The organism is Bacillus sp. FSL K6-3176 (assembly GCF_038003325.1).
GTDB lineage: Bacteria > Bacillota > Bacilli > Bacillales > Bacillaceae > Bacillus > Bacillus altitudinis.
The window spans coordinates 3,483,954-3,502,108 of record NZ_JBBOOX010000001.1; the positions used below are offsets into that span (position 1 = coordinate 3,483,954).

The following is an 18,155-nucleotide window of genomic DNA, read 5'->3' on the forward strand; positions in this document are numbered from 1 at the left end:
CCTTTGTAATGCTATCAAAATCTGTTGGAGTTAGCTCCCCTTTTTTCAAAAGTTCATTTATTTTTCAACAGATTTCTATTGAAATGTCATAAATTCGCCATAAATTTATATTATTGCACACACAATAAATTTCTAGGAATTTGAAAAGTTGAGAGTTGAAGGCAAAGGACAAACAATCAAGAACTTTGTCAAATTTAGGTTTACCACAATAAAAAAGTTTGGTCAAATTTCAATTTAACTTTATGAAATTTTATCTAGGTAAACAATTCTAAAATAGGTATCCCCATATTTAACAAAAACCTTACTCATTTTAACGCAAGTCGACAAGAAAAGAAAGTATCGATCCTCCCCCTATGCGCTGTAATGATTGGTAATGGTGATAAATGAGTGGAAACTCGCTAAAGACTTCCAGCAAAAAACCGGCTCATCGCCGGCTTCTCATTATTCGTCTCTCACCAAAATGTCTGGTCGTCTATAGATGCTTCCTTCATGTTCTATGTCTATATACGTCCACTTGCCTGTATAGGTTAAAAAGCGATTTCCTTCTTTCTCGACGACCATCGTATCTTCTGATTTCAATCCTGGTAAGGAAGGATTCCAAGTGAATACTTGATGAAGCTGGATCTCTTCCACGGATGAAGGAACTGCAATGATCTCTCTAGACACAAATCCAGTCTTGCCTCCTTGGTGAAGCTTTTTCCAGCTATCAGGAAAGCCTTCTTTTTCATATTGAGCAATGCCTGCCTTCAATACATCTCCAATGGTGTTCCCTGGACGAGTGGCCGCATTCATGACCGTGTCAATTCGCGCAAGCCTTTCTTTGTTTTCTTCAAGCTCCTTTGGTAGCTGTCCAAAGTAAACGGATCTTGTGACATTTGCCACGAGTCCATGCCGTTCAGCACAAAGGACAACCAGTGCATGCTTTTGAAGTGCTTTTTCTGTTGGGATCGGGTGGCGATATTGATGAATCCGGTCATCTGTCGCCACAAGCAGCACTTCTATCGTCATCCCCTGCCCAATCGCTCTTTGAGCAACAAGCGAAGCAATTTCATGCTCCGTCTGTCCTGGAACGATTTCTTGACAGACACTTTCTACAATAACCGCTGTGTCATGACAAAGGGTTTCGTATTGGCTGAGCTGTGGCGCTGAAAGGATCGATCGAACACGAGACAAATCGGGTTCGATCCACTCCACTCCTTCCATGTGAATGTCCGCACCGATTCGTTTGTCTTTTATGAGTGTTTGAATGTAAGGAGTCTCATCCTCAAACCAATCCATTGTGACGACTTGAAAGGGATGGTCAAAATACGCCATTTCTTCTTCAATGATTCGTTTTTCTTCCATTTGATTCACAACTAGAACAATGTCGTCTTTCAACACAAGTAGCTGACAAACGCCCTCTGGCGTGTTTAACACAATGTGGTTTCTTCTTCCTCCTGTAAGCCAAGAAAAGTTATTACGCTTTTGAATCAGAACACCATCGAGTTGTTTTTCTTCCATTAAAGTTCTTACCTGTTCAATCATCAACTCATCACCTGCCTGTATGGAGTGTTTGAACGAAACGTTTAAATGCTGTTTTCCCTTTCTCTGTTCTTTTAAACACACCCGCCTGCGCGAGTATACGAGAAAAAATGAGGCCGATTTCTTTTTGTAAAATGGTTTCTACGTTGTCCTTCGTAAAGGTATTCTCTTCGATCAGACGCTCTGCCCATGACTCGTGCTTCATGATAGGCGGACAGGCTTTGATTTCTTCAAGAGGGTTTTTGGATAGCAGCGCCGCTTTTAGCTGGCTTAATTCCGCTGCTAATCTTCCAGGAAGCACGGCGAGACCCATGACTTCGATTAATCCGATATTCTCTTTTTTAATATGATGAACTTCTTTGTGCGGATGGAAGATTCCGCCTGGGTGCTGCTTGTCTGTACGATTATTTCGTAGCACGAGATCTAATTCGTACTCATCCCCATGGCGGCGTGCGATCGGTGTAATGGTATTGTGCGGGGTCTCTCCTGTATGTGAGAACAGCCCCGCTTCTGGATCTGAATACATTTTCCACTCATGTAATATAAAATCCGCTGCCTCCGCAAGCGTCTGCTGGTCGCTGCTTTGAAGCCTGATCACTGACATCGGCCATTTCACAATACCCGCCTTCACCCTCGGAAACTTTTCGAGAGAAAACACTTCTTCCATCTTTGCTTTCGCCATCGGAAATTCATGAGCACCACCTTGAAAGTGGTCATGACTTAATATGCTGCCTCCAACAATGGGAAGATCAGCATTTGATCCTATGAAATAGTGCGGATATATAGATATGAAGGAAAGCAGACGCTCGAAGGTCTTTTTAGATATCTGCATTGGTTCATGCTCGCCCTTGAACACAATACAATGTTCGTTGTAATACACATACGGCGAGAATTGCATAAACCACGACTCATTTGTAAGTGTTACCGGAATAATCCGGTGATTCTGTCTTGCTGGGTGATTGATGCGTCCCCCAAACCCAACGTTTTCTTTACAAAGGAGACAAAGAGGATATTGCTTTTGACTAAGCTGTTTGGCTTCAGCGATCGCTTTTGGGTCCTTTTCCGGTTTCGATAGATTAATCGTGATCTCAAGCTCACCATCTTCTGTCGGTGTAAACCACTGCACATTTTTGGCGATTCTGCCTGTATGAATATAGTGGGCATGCTGCTGCATTTCATAAAACCAGCTTGTCGCTGCCTTTGGTCCGCAATGCTTGCGTTTCTCTTCAAACTTTGCATAGATGACACTCGGAGGCGCCACCAAGCAGCCCATGATTTTGGCATCTAATAAATCACGATACGTATCTGTCCCGTCAGGAATAAGACCTGTTTCAACTGCCCAATCGAGCATCGGCATTAAGATGTCTTCAAGGTCGCTGTCTCCTGAGACTGTTCTTGCCTCAGCATCATCGAGACCAAGCACCTCTAGCAGCCGGTTCCTTGTATAATCCATATCTAGTGGTGATATCAGCTCTTTATTAACCCCATATTGAATCAGCTGTTCTAGCTTTTCAAAAATATCAATCGCCATTCCCTTTGTCTCCTCCCCTGCCTGCTACACGTTACTCACTTTGATAGCCATCTGGATGTTTCTGAAACCAATCCCATGCACTTTGAATGATGGTGTGGAGATCTGCATATTGCGGCTTCCATCCTAGTTCTTTCAGCGCTTTTTCTGATGAAGCAATCAGCTTAGCTGGATCACCCGCACGTCTTTCTGCCACCTGTGCTGGAATGGCATGACCCGTCACTTCTCTTGCGGCTTCCACGACCTGCTTCACAGAGAAGCCTGTGCCGTTCCCTAAGTTGTACGTCGTGCTTCCTTTTCCTTCACGCAGACGCTCAACCGCTAGAATGTGCGCCTCTACTAAATCCATGACATGAATGTAGTCTCTAATGCATGTGCCATCCTCTGTTTCATAATCCTCACCGTAAATCATGATTTGATCACGTTTTCCTAATGCCACTTGCAAAATAATTGGGATTAAATGCGTTTCTGGCTGATGATCTTCCCCGACAATCCCTTCTGTATGAGCACCGGCTACATTAAAATAACGAAGCACAACATATTCAATACCATATGCCTGCTCAGACCACTTCAGCATTTTCTCAATCGCGAGCTTTGTTTCCCCATAAGGATTTGTTGGGTTCGTCTCATCCGTTTCAACGATCGGTACACGCTTTGGTTCACCATATGTCGCAGCAGTTGAAGAGAATACAATGCGTTTCACATCAAATTCATTCATCACCTGAAGTAAAGCCGTTGCCCCTCCGACATTGTTGTCATAGTACTTCAGCGGGTCTGTTACACTTTCTCCAACAAGTGAATCTGCCGCAAAGTGCATGACCGCTTCTATGTCATGCGTTTGAAAAACCCGTCTTAAAAAAGCATGATCCCTTAAATCTCCCTCTTCTAATACGGCACCCTTTACGACTGCCTCTTTATGACCTGTCTGCAAATTATCCACAATTACTACTTGTTCTCCTTTAGCCAAAAGAGCCGCTACCGCATGACTGCCAATAAAACCTGCTCCCCCACATACTAAAATTGCCATCAAAATTCCTCCTTCGTTAATTCTCTAGCGCCGCCTCCAATTCCAGCTGTGTAAAAAGAGGCTTGAATGCCTGTTTTTTCTTGATAAATCGCACCTGTTTCTTCTATAAATGAGTCCAGAAGCTCTTCTTTCACAATGCTGACGGTACAGCCCCCAAAGCCAGCACCTGTCATACGGGAACCAATCGCCCCTGGATGTTGCCATGCGGCTTCAGCCAGTGCATCTAGCTCAAGCCCAGTGACTTCATAATCATTCTTTAAAGAAAGGTGAGATGCCTTCATGAGTGCACCTAGTTCTCCCATTTTATCATCTTTCAGAAAATTTACTGCTTTCATGGTCCTCTCGTTTTCCGTGATGGCATGTCTTGCACGTCTTCTACACGTTTCATCTTGTATCAAATGTTCATGCTTAGCGAATTCATCCGCCGTGAGCTCACATAAATGCGCAATATCTCGTTCTTTTCTAAGATCGTTTAAAGCAGATTGACATTCTGAACGGCGTTCATTGTATTTGGAATCTGCAAGTGTTCGTTTTTTATTTGTATTGGCAATGACAAGTGCCAGACCCTCTTGCCGAAATGGGCTGTATTCAAAGGAAAGCGTGTCACAATTGAGCAAAATAGCGTGACCTTCTTTTCCAAGACTAATTGAAAATTGATCCATAATGCCGCAGTTCACGCCAATAAACTCATTTTCAGCACGCTGCGCAAGAAGGGCTAGGTCGATTTGCGTTACGCCGAATGACGACCATTCATTGATCAAGACAGCCGTGACGAGCTCAATAGAGGCAGAGGATGACAGGCCTGCGCCATTTGGGATATTGCCGGCATATACAATATCAAAGCCTTCTTTCACATCCATGCCTGCTTCGATAAACTGTTGGAATACTCCCTTCGGATAATTCGCCCAGCCGTCCGATTCTGAGAAAGCGATTTCAAAAAGGTCGAACTCTTTCACACCTTCTTCTTCAAAATTCAAGGAATACATTCTGACGCGTCCATGTGATCGTCTTGCTCCCGCAGCATATGTACCAAGAGTGAGTGCACATGGAAAGACATGGCCCCCATTATAATCTGTGTGTTCACCAATCAGATTGACTCTGCCTGGGGCGAAAAAATAGCGGAGTTCTTCCTGATCTCCAAATTGCTGGTGAAATGCTGCTCGTAATGTGTCGATCATATCCATTCCCCTTTTCTCTTCTGATAATCTTATTTTAGTTGCCCCATCAGCTGAAGTTCAATGGTAAAAAAATCGTTAAAAAATACCCTTTTTTTGCTGTGAATGGTACGATGTGATATGAGGTGTAACATGATTCAAAATAGAAAAAGGTTGTTTTTTGCTGTGAAGGAGGGTTTCCAATTTGAAGAAGGAAGCATTTGCATTTCGTTTTCACCATTCTGATGTGACATTGCCGGCCCAAATCTGGTCTGTTGGCTGGGAAGTTCAATCATCTTCGTTATACAGCTGGAATGGCGTAGAGCGGAAGGATCAGGGCAAGTGCATCTTTCAGCTCACACTGTCTGGACACGGCATGATTGAAATCGGACAGAAACGATTCAAAGTATTGCCTGGACAGGCCTTTCTGGTGAAAAGCCCCAGTGCTTATCAATACTATTTTCCAGAAGACAGTGAACATTGGGAATTTCTCTATTTAACACTTTATGGGGAAGCCTGTGACCTTTGCTTTGATCAATTTATCGATCAAGGAAAGCAGGTCATGCGTTTTCATCCGAATTCCAAACCGATCCGCCTGCTAAAGAAGATTTATGATGAAGCCAGTGAAAGACGGATTACCAATCCATTTGAGGGGTCTAGCCTTGCTTATCAATTTGTCATGGAACTGTATTCATATTTGCCAAAGCTTGAGGGACAAATGGAGAAATGGCCTGAGCCCATCGTCCAAGCGGCCTTATTTGCAAGCCACCATTTTCACGAGGAGATTGGGCCTGACGATATGGCAGCTGCGGCACGTTTATCCAAAAGTCATTTTACGAGGGAATTCAAAAAGGCAACTGGCTTCACACCGATTCATTATTTAACCAATATTCGTTTAGAAAAGGCGGAAACGTTACTGAAAACAACGAAATACTCGATTGAAGAAATCGCCACACAGTGCGGCTACCGAAACGCGAATTACTTGAATAAAGTCTTTCGAAAGAAAATCGGCATGTCTCCAAAGCAACTCCGGGAAACAAGCGATGCATAATAAAAAGCAGCCGCTTTTCAATTGGCTGCTTCTTTTACGCTTTCGTCAGGTCAACACGAATTCTCCCTTGTCTTAAAACAATGGTCATTTGCGTATCAGGGGTCATTAAATTTTCTAAAATGTCCGTCGCTGTTTGAAGCGCAATGTCCATTCGGTTGATCTTTTCCTTTTCTTGTTCAGAAAATGCTTCTGGATGTGCGGTCATTTCTTTGACTAGCCTCAACACTTGTTCATGCTGCTTTTCTGTTTGTTGATATATGGCATCATATAATTCGTCTGGCCTGCTGCTCATTTCACATCACCTATCTTTTTCATGTGTTAAATCGCATCTTCTTTTGTTTTCTTGAAGACGAACCATTTACTGGCGACATAATTGACCACGACAATCACAAAGTTAACAAGAATTTTTGCGACGGTTTCGTTGAGCGCCATTTGGCTCACAAATAAAATCATCAGCCCCAGATCTACACCTAGAGACATGAGACGGACACTAAAAAATGAAGAAAGCTCACGCATCAGGCTTTTTGTGTCACGAGCCTTTTGCTTGAAGACATACTTCTTATTGGTGATATAAGCAAAGAGCACAGCAAATACCCATGAAACAACCGTTGCTGTTTTGTAATCCATAGAAAACATCTCAACGAATAAATAGAAGCTGACTATGTTGACAATGGTTGTACACACACCCATGATCAGATACATGACAACTTCTTGATACTTTTGAAAAAGGCTATACATGTCTTTCTTCATTCCTTCTTGGTGAATTCTGTTTCTTTTAGAATACCATCTTAAGAAGAACTTCCCAAACGAACAATATGTGCGTCCTGTAAAGATGAAATTTGTTCTCGCTGATGGCATATGTCAACCTTATGGGTTTATATGAGTCAAATGATTTAGGTCTTTATCATTATTTTAATTTATAATCTTTTAACTGACTTTACAATTGTTTATTATGAGAAGTAAGAATTCAATATTTATGGGTTTTTTAGTCATTTTTTTAGGGACGTGGTAGGTGATAGATTTTACAAAATAGGTTAAATGTCATCATTTTTCGACAAAAATCTATTTTTGTACTCCATTCACATACACGTACAGTTACTAGACGGTTTGTTCAAGTCATTGGTTGCAGATGAATATGTCTTATTGAACTGGAGGATATTATGGATACGCAAGTGAAAAGAAGAGTTGACGAAGAGTGGGTTTATTTGATTCAAGAAGCGAAAAAAATTGGACTAGGCATCGAGGAAATACAAGCTTTTTTAACATCCAACGGTGATCAGAAGATGATAAACAAACCGTAATCAACGCCGTTATCCTTTGTCTTTCAGATTGCTTTGGCTAAAGTTCTAACCTGTCAATTGACCTTTTAAACATCCTTTCATGACGATACGCTACAATAATTGAACACCTCATCATACCAATCCCTTCCACTCAATGGGGTTCTGTCTTTCTATTTTTAGGAGGACAGTCCGTTCCCTGTTCTTTATATGACCCCTTTTTAGCTGTCATTCATGGAAATTGCCCATTTTCGTTATAAAACCAAGCTCCCCACCCATATATTAAGCATGAGACACAAGAAAGAAGAAAGGTGGGTGGCGCGTGAGTTCAGATTCCCTATCTTATTATCATCAAAAGAAGGATCAATATTATCACGGTGTGAACCCTGTGATTGTCCATCGTATTCGTAAGGAATGGACGTCTATCTTGGATATCGGATGCGGCACAGGCCAGCTTGGAAAAGTCTTAAAACAACAAGACCGTACCATATATGGAATTGAATCTTTTGAAGATGCAGCAAAGCAGGCTGAGAAAGCGCTGGATCATGTTTTATGCGGCAATATTGAACAGATGGCGCTGCCTTATCAGCATGAACAATTTGACTGCATCATTTTCGGAGATGTTCTTGAACATTTATTGGACCCTTGGGCCGTTTTAAAAAAGGTCAAACCTTTTCTGAAAAAGGAAGGGGTCATCTTGTCTTCCATTCCGAATATTGGTCATATTTCAACGGTTTTAGAATTACTGGCTGGGAGATTTTCTTATACAGATGCAGGATTAATGGATCAAACACATTTACGCTTCTTTACCCTTCACGAAATTCATGCCCTCTTTCAGTCAGCCGGGTTTCATGTTCGTGAGCTTGAAACCATTCGTGTACAACACCCTTCCTATACGGGCGTCATGAATGATCTACATGAATTACTCGTAAAACATGGCATCCGTTTTGATTTTAACGAGGCAGCGACTGCCTATCAATACGTGGTTGAGGCGGTTCAACTCAATGAGTAGCCCCACCATCTTATTTGTTTTATGTGTAAATGATGAGTCGATGTTTCAAGCTTGCTTCCGGCAGCTCGCTTCACTTCCTGCTCCGCACGGGTATCATGTAGAGGTTTTGCCTATTAGACATGCATCAAGTATGGCCTCTGGATACAATGAAGCTCTCACTCATCCTGCACAGTTTAAAATTTATCTTCATCAAGATACACTCATCGTCAAACAGCAGTTGCTTCTCGAGCTGATTCCACTTTTCTTGCAAAATCCGTCACTTGGCATACTTGGGGTAATAGGTGCAGAAAGTGTGCCAGACAATGGGATCTGGTGGGAGAGCCATGATTGCAGAGGGAAAGTCATTGAATATCGGCACGACACCTATCAGCTGCTAACGTTTGAATCTGGTCATCCACAGACAGAAACCCAAGGTTATATCAAAGCTTCTGCTATTGACGGTCTTTTTATGGCAACACAATATGATATCAAGTGGCGTGAGGATCTTTTAGACGGCTTTCATTTTTATGATGTGTCACAGTCTTTTGAGTTTGCACAGCAGGGATATGAGGTTGGGATTGCAAGGCAAGTGGAGCCCTGGTGTATTCACAAATGCGGAGATCATTTTGATGCAGAAGCATATGAAAAAGCAAGACAAACATTTCTTGCGCATTATCGGTAGAAAGCACCCTTTTCGGGTGCCCAGAATGTAGAGAAACTCATGTTTTTCTACATTCTTTTTTATTTTCCACGTCATGATGTTAGGTGAGAATGAATGAAAAGGCCTTCCACACATGTCTTGAAATGGCCTTTTGGTGCTTTTGAGATCTTGTGCAGCTTTCAAGAAAAGGACACGGAGCACATGCTTTCGGATCTGATTTGTAGAACCGATAACCACTCCGATCCGTTATTGTATATGCTTTTCTCTATTATAAAATGGAGAGATGTAAGTTTTAATGGGGACAATAAAGCTGTCGAGATTTCCTCGACAGCCTGACAGACCCTAAAGATCTGTTTGATTCATCAAGTAGATAATCTAGAATCACGGGTTCCAAAACGAACATCAGGATTTTCACTAGAACGGGTTCCGTTCCTCACAGCAAAATCGTTATCTTGTTGAGATAAAGTTATAAGAGGAAAATCCTCAGTAGTAACGCTACTGCCTGTAGCATTTCTTACAGTCAGATCAGTGGATTCTGGAGAAGTAGCATTTCTTGAATTCACATCAAAATCGACAGATGATAATGAGATCACACCTAGCAATGCTGAAGCACTCAAAAAACCAGTAAGAACCGTTTTAAAATTCATATGAACAGTCGCCCCTTTGGATTTGTTTTCGGGCGTACATCACTTTTTCATACATTTTTACAGATTCATCCATACGCCCATTCTCATTATAGTACCGAGCCGCTTCGAGCGCTAGGTCTTCCATGTATGGATAACCCCTCTCATTCTCTAATTTTTCCAATGAGCTCAAGACTTCACTTAGGTTTGCTGTTTTTAAAAATAAAATGTCCAATACCATCAGTAACGATAAAAATAGATCATTTTTTCTATTCTTCGCTTCTTCCAAGCCTCTTTTGAAAAATTTTTCACCCTCAATAAATTCCTTTTGACTCAAATGAAATAACGATAATTCATAATAAACCAAAAGCAACTCTGTAGCATTAATAGGCTCTCCTTCTAGAATCACCTGATTAAAATAAGCTAGTGCCCTATTAAAATCACCTAATCCTTTAAAACAACACCCAATATTAAATAATGACTTCACAATCATTGACTTATTAGACATTGCCTTAGATTTTTCTAAAGCTGACAATAAATGAGGAAGCGCCTTTTCTCTGCATTCAAAATCAATGAAATTACCTGCCATAACAGTTAGACAATTAATTTCTCGAATCATATAAAGAGAATTGCTCTTATGTGCCTTATAAGTATCATAAGAAAGACCAACGTAATACATAGACACGTGTGTCTGTTTCATGTGATAAAACACTTCTGATAATTTATAATAAAATTCCGCTCTCTCTAACTCATCCCCTACTTGCTCTAGGCGCTTTTCCGCGCGCTTATAGAACACAATAGCTCTAATAAACTCTCCTTTTTTGAATTCATACATCCCTTGAAAAAAATTAAAATAGTATTCAAGGATGGCTGACATCTTCTTTCCTTGTCCTTCTACAGCTTTCAAGTAATCCGATTTTTCAAGTGGTTCTTTAGAAGGCTGCACATAGTCTGTCATCAATTGATGACGGAACTCCATCAACTGAAAATAAAGAACCGCCTGTTCATCTTCTTCCATGACATCGATTTCTTTTCTAACCTCTTCTCTTAGCTTCTGAGCCTCTTTAACATTGAATCTTTTTATTTGCTTATACCATTCATTTATCTTGATCGCTACAACTGGAGACGGTATAGAAGCCATTTACAATCCCCCTAGAAAACCAATTTTTAATAAATGTTAGCATAACAACTCCTAATAAAACCCTATTTATCCATTGATTTGTAAAATTTTCGGCATATCGCAAGCACTTTTTAAGCAAATAGGGCACAAGACATATCGGTTTTTATACGTAATCGCAGTGGTGTTTTTGAAATAGGCGCCATGTATTTTAAGTAACAAAAAACAGGCTCTTCAGCCTGTTCTTTATTATCCAGTAATGACCATATTGATGAATGGGACACTCAATAAAAAGAAAACAACAGCAAAATAACAAGCACCATTTAACATCATCAATACTGATATTACCGTCATCATACATTCGCCTCCCATATAAAAGAACCTAAATTGCGGTCACCGCAACCCAAAAAGAAATTTTCCAATGAATTCCCAAATTCAAACCGATCAATGATAGGATGAAAACATGTCAAAAAAGGAGGGAGTACTATGAATTATTATGCTGTTGTATTTTTTTACGCCGCCACTTAATAAAAGCCACTGAAAACACAAGAAGTAAAATCGCAATAAGCTTGAAAATAAAGCGAGTGAAGAAAGTAGCATCTTCGAACTCCGTTGCAAAGATACAAGCCCCTATGATTATCCCGATCATGCCTACTACCCAATTCCAAAACACATCAATCACTCCTCAATTAACTTTTTTTAAAAGAAAAGCATTTTTTATCCATATGTTTATTATTGCACAAAAAACAAGGGGGAAATATCCAAAATGAAAAAGTTCATAATCGGGCTTTTAGGCATGACGCTATTTTTAACAGTTCCATTACAAACCGTAGCCGCAGTAACCCTAGAACCTCAAGGAATTAAAGAATCTTATCAAACTGAAATTGAAGGCAAACTACATACTTTCAATTCTGTAGTTAAAGGCAGCACTCAAACAATAACGATTGATAATGGTGAACAAATAGATACCGTCTCTTTTGATCGGGCAACAGAAGAACTTCGTATCAACAATGAACTAGTAGACATTAAAGAATTTAAAGAAGCTGGACCAGAATTATTAAGTGAAGACGGCGAATTTAACACAAAATCAAACAAAGATTATCAATGGAGACTTGTAAAAACCTATAAAAACAAATTTAACGTTACTCTTGCTATTGTCGTTCTTGTGACAACAACAATTTTGGCATTACCGACAGGGACCGGTGCTGTAGCTGGCGCAGTCTTGACACTAAAAGTAATAGCCATACTCGCTACAACAGTAACTACAGCTTCAGGATCAACAGGTCAAAAAGTCTTTCATTACACATTCAAAACATACTACAGCCCGAAAAATGGTTACTGGAACAACAAATTTGTCTTATCTGTCTACAAAGATTCCAAGCGTAAAAAGCATGTTAAAACAGTTTCACATACGACACGTCTTGGGAAAAAATATTAAAAGAGAAGCAGGCTCCATCAGCCTGCTTCTCTACATGTTTATGTAATGTAATTCTTGATGTTAATATGCCAACGCATTGACCTCAAATGTTTCATTTGCTAAATCGAATCTACAGACTATGCGACAATGGATATCACAGAGTTTTTTTCTTTGATCTTATATTTGATTTCCAGCTTCTTGTTTTTATTTTCATTTTCCCAATATTTATATCCACAATTGATCAGGCTAAGCACCCTTTTCGGGTGCCTTTTTTATGATATACTGTCATAAACAACCAGATCGTCTCATATGCATTGGAGTACCTTGTCCCTAATTCGTACAAAGGAGGAAACAATGGCAGACAAAAACGTTCATTATAAGAAGGTTGCCGCTTCAAAGGATTTTCGAAAACTTCTTGAGGAAAAACGCAGATTTATCGTACCGATGACGATTTTCTTTTTTCTCTTTTACTTTTCACTTCCGGTTGCTACATCCTACTTCACCTTTTTGAACACGCCAGCAATTGGAGCGATCACGTGGGCTTGGTTATTTGCCCTCACGCAATTTGTGATGACATGGGTTTTATGTGGGCTTTATGCAAAAAAAGCAGCTCAGTTCGACAAATATGTAAGCGCTTTAAAAATTGAATCAAGAGGTGATGACGAATGAGCATGACCGCTTTTATTTTATTCATAGCGATCGTAGGGCTCACATTGGTCATCACGTATTTTGCTGCGAAAAAAACAAGCAATGCGAGCGATTTTTACACCGCAGGCGGCGGATTGACTGGATTTCAAAATGGCCTTGCCATCGCCGGGGACTATATGTCTGCTGCTTCATTTTTAGGGATCGCCGGCATGATCGCCTTAAATGGATTTGACGGCTTTTTCTATAGTATTGGTTTTCTTGTAGCGTATCTTGTCGTCCTTTATGTCGTGGCTGAACCGCTTCGAAATCTAGGAAAATATACGATGGCTGATATGATTGCTGCACGATTCAAACGCCCTGCCATTCGAGGGGTAGCCGCATTTAACACAATCACAGTCTCAACTTTTTATATGATTGCACAGCTTGTTGGGGCAGGTGCATTAATCAAACTGCTTCTTGGCATTGATTACTGGATTGCGGTGCTGATCGTAGGTGTCTTGATGACCATTTATGTCGTGTTTGGCGGCATGATCGCAACAAGCTGGGTACAGATCACGAAAGCTGTGCTTCTCATGCTGGGCACGCTGATTATTTCGCTGCTTGTGTTTGCCAAGTTTGATTTTAGTCTGCTGAAGATGTTTGAGCAGATGAAAACAGCGACCCCGCTTGGTGGGGCATTTCTTCACCCGGGAAATAAATATGATGTGCCTTTAGAGACCTTGTCTCTGAACCTTGCACTTGTGCTTGGAACAGCAGGTTTGCCGCATATTTTGATCCGTTTTTATACGGTGAAGGATGCCATTTCTGCGCGTAAATCTGTTCTATCCGCTACGTGGATCATCGGGATTTTTTATTTAATGACGGTTTTCCTCGGCTTCGGTGCCGCTGCTTTTGTCGGAACAGATGCAATTACGGCAGCCGATGCAGCAGGAAACATGGCAGCACCACTGCTTGCACAGGCCCTAGGGGGAGATTTATTATTTGCCTTTGTTTCCGCTATTGCCTTTGCGACCATTTTGGCAGTGGTCACCGGTCTCGTTTTATCCGCCGCGTCTGCCTTTGCTCATGACTTTTATAGCCAGATTATCCGCAAAGGAAAAGCGAGTGAACGTGAACAGGTGAAGGCGGCACGCTTTGCTTCTATCGGCGTGGCTATCCTTTCCATCATTCTTGCATTATTTGCGCAATCTTTAAACGTCGCTTTTCTTGTGTCACTTGCCTTCGCAGTGGCAGCAAGTGCGAATTTACCGTTGATTATCTTCACTGTCTTTTGGAAACGATTTAACTCAACAGGTGCTATCGCAGGAAGCTTAACAGGTCTTCTGAGCGCACTCCTGATTGTGTCACTCAGCCCAAGCGTCTGGGACCCATCAGGGGCAGCCATTTTCACAGGAGAGCCGCTTATCCCACTGTCGAACCCTGGGATTATCTCGATCCCGCTCGGATTCCTTGCGGCTTACTTAGGCACCATTTTCTCCTCTGAAAAAGCAGATGAAGACACCTTTACAGAAATTCAAGTAAAAGCACACACAGGTATGCATATGGATACAGATTGATGAGAAAAAGCCGGCTGCTCTGCCGGCTTTTTCAGTGTTCTTGCTATTTCAAAACTGTACTCAATATGGGATAAATTGGCCTTTTAATCTCTCTTTATATCTTTCTAACTTGTCACATTTCCTCAACGTGATCAACGAACAGCATGTGATGATGATCAGCAAAATTTCATGAACTTCTCCTCTGTTATCAATGATTCTTTTCAACCCTATTACCCCCATAGACTTCAATTCTCTTGTTATTCTTATGTTATCATTTTAAACACATACTGGAAATTCACCCCACAAGGAAGAAGTGAAACATATGCATAAATTGTACTCAGCAAAATTATTATTTGAATCTAGCTCCTCACCAAAGGTGAGACCGGATAAAATCTTTGAGGAACGAATCATTTTAGTGAGAGCAAAAAACAATCGAAAAGTGAAACAAATCGTCAAAGACCATTTTCCAGATGAGACATTTGAAAATGGGGATCATGGACAAACAACCACAAAACTAGTAGCCGTACTAGATATCTTTGAGCTAGTTGAAAACTTAGACGAAGGTCCCCTGCATTTAAGCGAAGTGTACAGCCGATATCTTCTTTTTGATCAAGAAACATCTGCTAAAGAAGCGATCGACGCTTATTCGTTAGACAAATAAAAAAAGCCGGCTGCTCTGCCGGCTTTTTAATATCGCTGGAATAACTCTGGGTTTTTCGGGACGTTTTCTAAATAAACGATCTTTCCTTGATCATCCAGCTCCGCAATATCAATGCCTTCTGCTGTATATACACGACCGTCTGTTAACTTTCCGCAAACAGCCCAGTTTGTTTCATACTTTCCATCTTCACGTTTCACCCAGCCATCCCACATGTGCTTAATGTCTTCATGTACGTGGAAAAATGTGTTCAAAAACTGTGTGAACGATTGGATGCCAGGCTTTTCAGCACCATTTAAGACAATCATGACATCATCAGAAAACAATGCCAGCAATTCGTTCATTTGCTCTTGCCCTTTTCCCGCTTCATCATATCGGCGAAAATACGTATCGAGCACTTCCATGATTCATTCTCCTTTATTTACCTGTCATTTCGAAGAAAATCGAACAATTAGATTGTACACAATTGTATCTCTTCTGTCTATTTTTCACGCAAGTAAGAAAAGACATGGATGAGTCAATCCATGTCTTTTACAGATGAAAGAGCTGCTTTCTCTGACTCGACGAGAGATGTTAGTTCTTCCGCAGCTTTTTTCGGATTAGCGCTTTGGCTAATGGCGCTAATGATGCTAATGCCATCGGCTCCCGCTTGGATGACTGGTGCCGCATTTTCATATGTGATACCGCCGATGCCCACAATAGGAATGTGAAGAGCGTGTTGACGTACTTCGTTGATTAAAGAAACACCTTGGACACTGCGTGTATCCTTTTTTGTTTCTGTAGGATAGACTGGACCCATCCCAACGTAATCTGCCCCGTCCTTCATCGCTTGCCTCACTTCATCTAGATTGTGCGTGGACACGCCTAATATTTTATTCCCGATTCTTTGCCGTACATCTTGTGCAAGTGTATCTTCCTGCCCAACATGGACACCATCTGCATCAAGATCGATTGCAAGCTGTACATCATCATTTACGATAAAGGGGATATTCGCTTCTTGGCAAAGTGCTTGAATCTGCCGAGCGATTTTTTTCTTTTCTTCACCTTGCAGAGCACCTTCACCCTTTTCACGAAACTGAAACATCGTGATCCCGCCTTGAATGGCCTCTTTCACCACATCAAGCGGATGCCGGCTTGTATTCGCTGTTCCCATAATAAAATAAACCGATAATTGCTGTTTGATTAGCTGCTGATCAACCTTCGTCATGCAAAACTCCCCCTATTTTTCCTAACGTGATCACATCTTGACCATTTGTATTGGACAGCGCGTTTAGCAATTCGATTTGAAAGGTCCCTGGCCCTTTCTCATCTGTCTGCTGAGCTGCCTTTTCTGCAGCGACACCATAAAACAGCAGAGCTGATGCCGACGCATGAATTGGACGTTCCCCTGTTGCACAAAATGCCCCTATGACAGAGGTGAGTAAACAGCCGGTCCCTGTCACCTTGGTTAACCATTCGTGTCCATTATGAATAGACAGAACCTCTTCTCCATCTGACACGACATCCACTTTCCCTGTAATCGCCACAACGGTTTGAAGGGCTTTTGCCGCCTGCTTTGCTAAAGACGATACATCTCCATTTGCCCCTTTTGCATCAACCCCTTTTGACTGCCAGCCATTCACTCCAATTAAATGAGCTATTTCAGCAGCATTCCCTCTGACAACAGTGATGTCCACTTGCTGTAACAGCTGTTTCGCCGCACTCGTCCGAAACGTTGTCGCACCAACACCAACAGGATCTAATAGAACCGGTACACCTTTTTCATTGGCCGCTTGTCCAGCAATGACCATCGCCTCCACCGTATCCTTTGTTAGTGTGCCGATATTCAGCACAAGTGCATCCGCTAATTGCGCCATTTCTGCCACTTCTTCTTTGGCGTTTGCCATGACTGGAGAAGCACCTAAAGCAAGCAGTCCATTCGCTGTAAAGTTCGTCACAACTTGGTTGGTGATATTATGGACAAGCGGATTTTCCGCTCGAACCTTTTCCAAAAGATGAGACACGCAGCTTAATTTCATCTGTATCGTCCTCCCTTTTACTCTGCATCCCACACATAGGATTTTGTATGCTTTAACCATTCTCTTGCAGCAAAAGACAAGTAGCGGTCCTTTCGCCAAATGACACCCAAATGCCACGGAATAGACGGATTTAAGGAAATGATCCTCACTTTATCAGGATCTAGATCACGGCAAATCCGTTCAGGCAGAAGCCCGATTCCAAGGTTCTCAGCAACCATTTCACTGATGAAATCCCATTGTGACGTTTCATAAATAACGTTCGGCCTGAATCCCGCATTCATACATTCATTTAAGATTCGGCTGTGCAGAACGAAATCTTCTCGAAAGAAAATAAAAGACTCTTCCTTTAAATCAGCCAAATGAACCTCATCACGTCCTGCCATCGGATGTGATGGATGGGTGACAAGCTTCATATTCTCTTTAATGATGGTGTATGTATGAAAAATTTTATCATTTGCAGGCAGAACAATGACACCAATATCTAATGATCCATCCTCTACCCCTTCCTCTACTTTAATGGAGCCGTGCTCCACCAATTGAAAGGTGACATCTGGATACTGCTGGCGGAATTCCCCCATCACATTTGGGAAAAAGCTTGATCCAATCATGGGCGGCAGTCCTATTCGGATATGTCCTTTTTTCACATTCATTAAATCATTTAATTCACTCGTTAAATTCTGAAAGGATTGTGTGATTTCACTCGCCTGTGTATACATGGTTTGTCCAGCATCTGTCATTTCAACCTGTCTGCCATTACGGTAAAACAACTGCACACCTAGCTCATCCTCTAGGTTTTTGACCATCTTGGAAATGGTCGGCTGCGACACATAGAGCGATTGCGATGCTTTCGTAAAACTCTTTAACCGTGCCACTTCTAAAAAATATGTTAAATGTCTGATGTCCACATGGTTCACCCTTTCTATAGACAA

The 18,155-nt window shown here is 41.5% G+C and carries 20 protein-coding genes; 8 read left to right on the top strand and 12 right to left on the bottom strand.

The genetic code is table 11. From position 1 onward, the window contains the following. Positions 1–441: 441 nt before the first annotated feature. Genes MHB38_RS18135 through MHB38_RS18150 form a run of 4 tightly spaced genes read right to left on the bottom strand, consistent with a single transcriptional unit; the run spans position 442 to position 5,254 of the window. On the bottom strand, positions 442–1,524 hold the full coding sequence (locus MHB38_RS18135; RefSeq protein ID WP_008345497.1) for a M24 family metallopeptidase: 1,083 nt from the start codon (positions 1,522–1,524) through the stop codon (positions 442–444). Positions 1,525–1,531: 7 nt separating this feature from the next. Then, positions 1,532–3,052: a UDP-glucose--hexose-1-phosphate uridylyltransferase gene (galT, locus tag MHB38_RS18140; RefSeq protein ID WP_341004130.1), complete on the bottom strand. Its 1,521-nt coding sequence runs from the start codon at positions 3,050–3,052 to the stop codon at positions 1,532–1,534. 31 nt (positions 3,053–3,083) lie between these two features. Further along, positions 3,084–4,076: a UDP-glucose 4-epimerase GalE gene (gene galE / locus MHB38_RS18145; protein ID WP_202734131.1), complete on the bottom strand. Its 993-nt coding sequence runs from the start codon at positions 4,074–4,076 to the stop codon at positions 3,084–3,086. Further along, positions 4,076–5,254, bottom strand: coding sequence for a galactokinase (locus MHB38_RS18150; protein WP_419465665.1), 1,179 nt, complete (start codon positions 5,252–5,254; stop codon positions 4,076–4,078). The genes galE and MHB38_RS18150 overlap by 1 nt, the downstream gene beginning before the upstream one ends. Positions 5,255–5,435: 181 nt before the next feature. Here MHB38_RS18150 and MHB38_RS18155 point away from each other — a divergent pair, with 181 nt between their 5' ends. Then, positions 5,436–6,281, top strand: a complete 846-nt coding sequence (locus MHB38_RS18155; protein WP_008345501.1) for an AraC family transcriptional regulator — start codon at positions 5,436–5,438, stop codon at positions 6,279–6,281. Positions 6,282–6,315: 34 nt separating this feature from the next. Here MHB38_RS18155 and MHB38_RS18160 read toward each other — a convergent pair whose 3' ends face one another. Together MHB38_RS18160 and MHB38_RS18165 are read right to left on the bottom strand one after the other, a co-directional pair. Then, a complete protein-coding gene (locus MHB38_RS18160) occupies positions 6,316–6,573 on the bottom strand; it encodes a hypothetical protein (RefSeq protein ID WP_008345502.1) in 258 nt (85 codons plus the stop codon). 26 nt (positions 6,574–6,599) lie between these two features. Continuing rightward, a complete protein-coding gene (locus MHB38_RS18165) occupies positions 6,600–6,983 on the bottom strand; it encodes a GtrA family protein (RefSeq protein WP_024719496.1) in 384 nt (127 codons plus the stop codon). A gap of 458 nt (positions 6,984–7,441) precedes the next feature. Between MHB38_RS18165 and MHB38_RS18170 the strand changes: the two genes are divergently transcribed. The 3 genes from MHB38_RS18170 (at position 7,442) to MHB38_RS18180 (ending at position 9,231) form a co-directional block, all read left to right on the top strand. Beyond that, a complete protein-coding gene (locus tag MHB38_RS18170; protein ID WP_008345506.1) occupies positions 7,442–7,582 on the top strand; it encodes an anti-repressor SinI family protein in 141 nt (46 codons plus the stop codon). Positions 7,583–7,880: 298 nt separating this feature from the next. Next, entirely contained in the window at positions 7,881–8,570 is a 690-nt protein-coding gene (locus MHB38_RS18175) for a class I SAM-dependent methyltransferase (RefSeq protein WP_017368290.1), read from the top strand. Further along, the gene (locus tag MHB38_RS18180) at positions 8,563–9,231 is read left to right on the top strand and encodes a glycosyltransferase family protein (RefSeq protein WP_081114245.1); all 669 of its coding nucleotides are present in this window, start codon (positions 8,563–8,565) and stop codon (positions 9,229–9,231) included. Before MHB38_RS18175 ends, MHB38_RS18180 begins: the two co-directional genes overlap by 8 nt. Before the next feature lie 341 nt (positions 9,232–9,572). Here the strand turns inward: MHB38_RS18180 and MHB38_RS18185 are convergent, their stop codons facing one another. After that, the gene (locus MHB38_RS18185; protein WP_017360144.1) at positions 9,573–9,857 is read right to left on the bottom strand and encodes a hypothetical protein; all 285 of its coding nucleotides are present in this window, start codon (positions 9,855–9,857) and stop codon (positions 9,573–9,575) included. Beyond that, complete coding sequence (locus MHB38_RS18190) at positions 9,847–10,974, bottom strand: response regulator aspartate phosphatase (RefSeq protein ID WP_017360145.1); 1,128 nt, start codon at positions 10,972–10,974, stop codon at positions 9,847–9,849. Before MHB38_RS18190 ends, MHB38_RS18185 begins: the two co-directional genes overlap by 11 nt. Before the next feature lie 742 nt (positions 10,975–11,716). Between MHB38_RS18190 and MHB38_RS18195 the strand changes: the two genes are divergently transcribed. From MHB38_RS18195 to MHB38_RS18210, 4 genes are all read left to right on the top strand, one after another. Beyond that, entirely contained in the window at positions 11,717–12,388 is a 672-nt protein-coding gene (locus MHB38_RS18195; RefSeq protein WP_048001151.1) for a hypothetical protein, read from the top strand. Between the two features lie 333 nt (positions 12,389–12,721). Further along, positions 12,722–13,036, top strand: a complete 315-nt coding sequence (locus MHB38_RS18200) for a DUF485 domain-containing protein (protein WP_017360149.1) — start codon at positions 12,722–12,724, stop codon at positions 13,034–13,036. Further along, complete coding sequence (locus tag MHB38_RS18205) at positions 13,033–14,571, top strand: solute symporter family protein (protein ID WP_017360150.1); 1,539 nt, start codon at positions 13,033–13,035, stop codon at positions 14,569–14,571. The genes MHB38_RS18200 and MHB38_RS18205 overlap by 4 nt, the downstream gene beginning before the upstream one ends. 301 nt (positions 14,572–14,872) lie before the next feature. After that, on the top strand, positions 14,873–15,211 hold the full coding sequence (locus MHB38_RS18210; protein WP_017360152.1) for a DUF4288 domain-containing protein: 339 nt from the start codon (positions 14,873–14,875) through the stop codon (positions 15,209–15,211). Between the two features lie 26 nt (positions 15,212–15,237). On the opposite strand, the gene MHB38_RS18215 is transcribed toward MHB38_RS18210, so the two are convergent. From MHB38_RS18215 to cidR, 4 genes are all read right to left on the bottom strand, one after another. Beyond that, positions 15,238–15,612, bottom strand: coding sequence for a nuclear transport factor 2 family protein (locus tag MHB38_RS18215; RefSeq protein ID WP_017368295.1), 375 nt, complete (start codon positions 15,610–15,612; stop codon positions 15,238–15,240). A gap of 113 nt (positions 15,613–15,725) precedes the next feature. Then, a complete protein-coding gene (gene thiE / locus MHB38_RS18220) occupies positions 15,726–16,415 on the bottom strand; it encodes a thiamine phosphate synthase (RefSeq protein ID WP_144716442.1) in 690 nt (229 codons plus the stop codon). Further along, positions 16,402–17,226: a hydroxyethylthiazole kinase gene (gene thiM, locus MHB38_RS18225; protein ID WP_116306455.1), complete on the bottom strand. Its 825-nt coding sequence runs from the start codon at positions 17,224–17,226 to the stop codon at positions 16,402–16,404. The genes thiE and thiM overlap by 14 nt, the downstream gene beginning before the upstream one ends. A 17-nt stretch (positions 17,227–17,243) precedes the next feature. Beyond that, positions 17,244–18,131 carry a cidABC operon transcriptional activator CidR gene (cidR, locus tag MHB38_RS18230; RefSeq protein ID WP_008345526.1) on the bottom strand — a complete coding sequence of 296 codons (888 nt, stop codon included), beginning with the start codon at positions 18,129–18,131 and terminating at the stop codon, positions 17,244–17,246. Positions 18,132–18,155 lie beyond the last annotated feature (24 nt).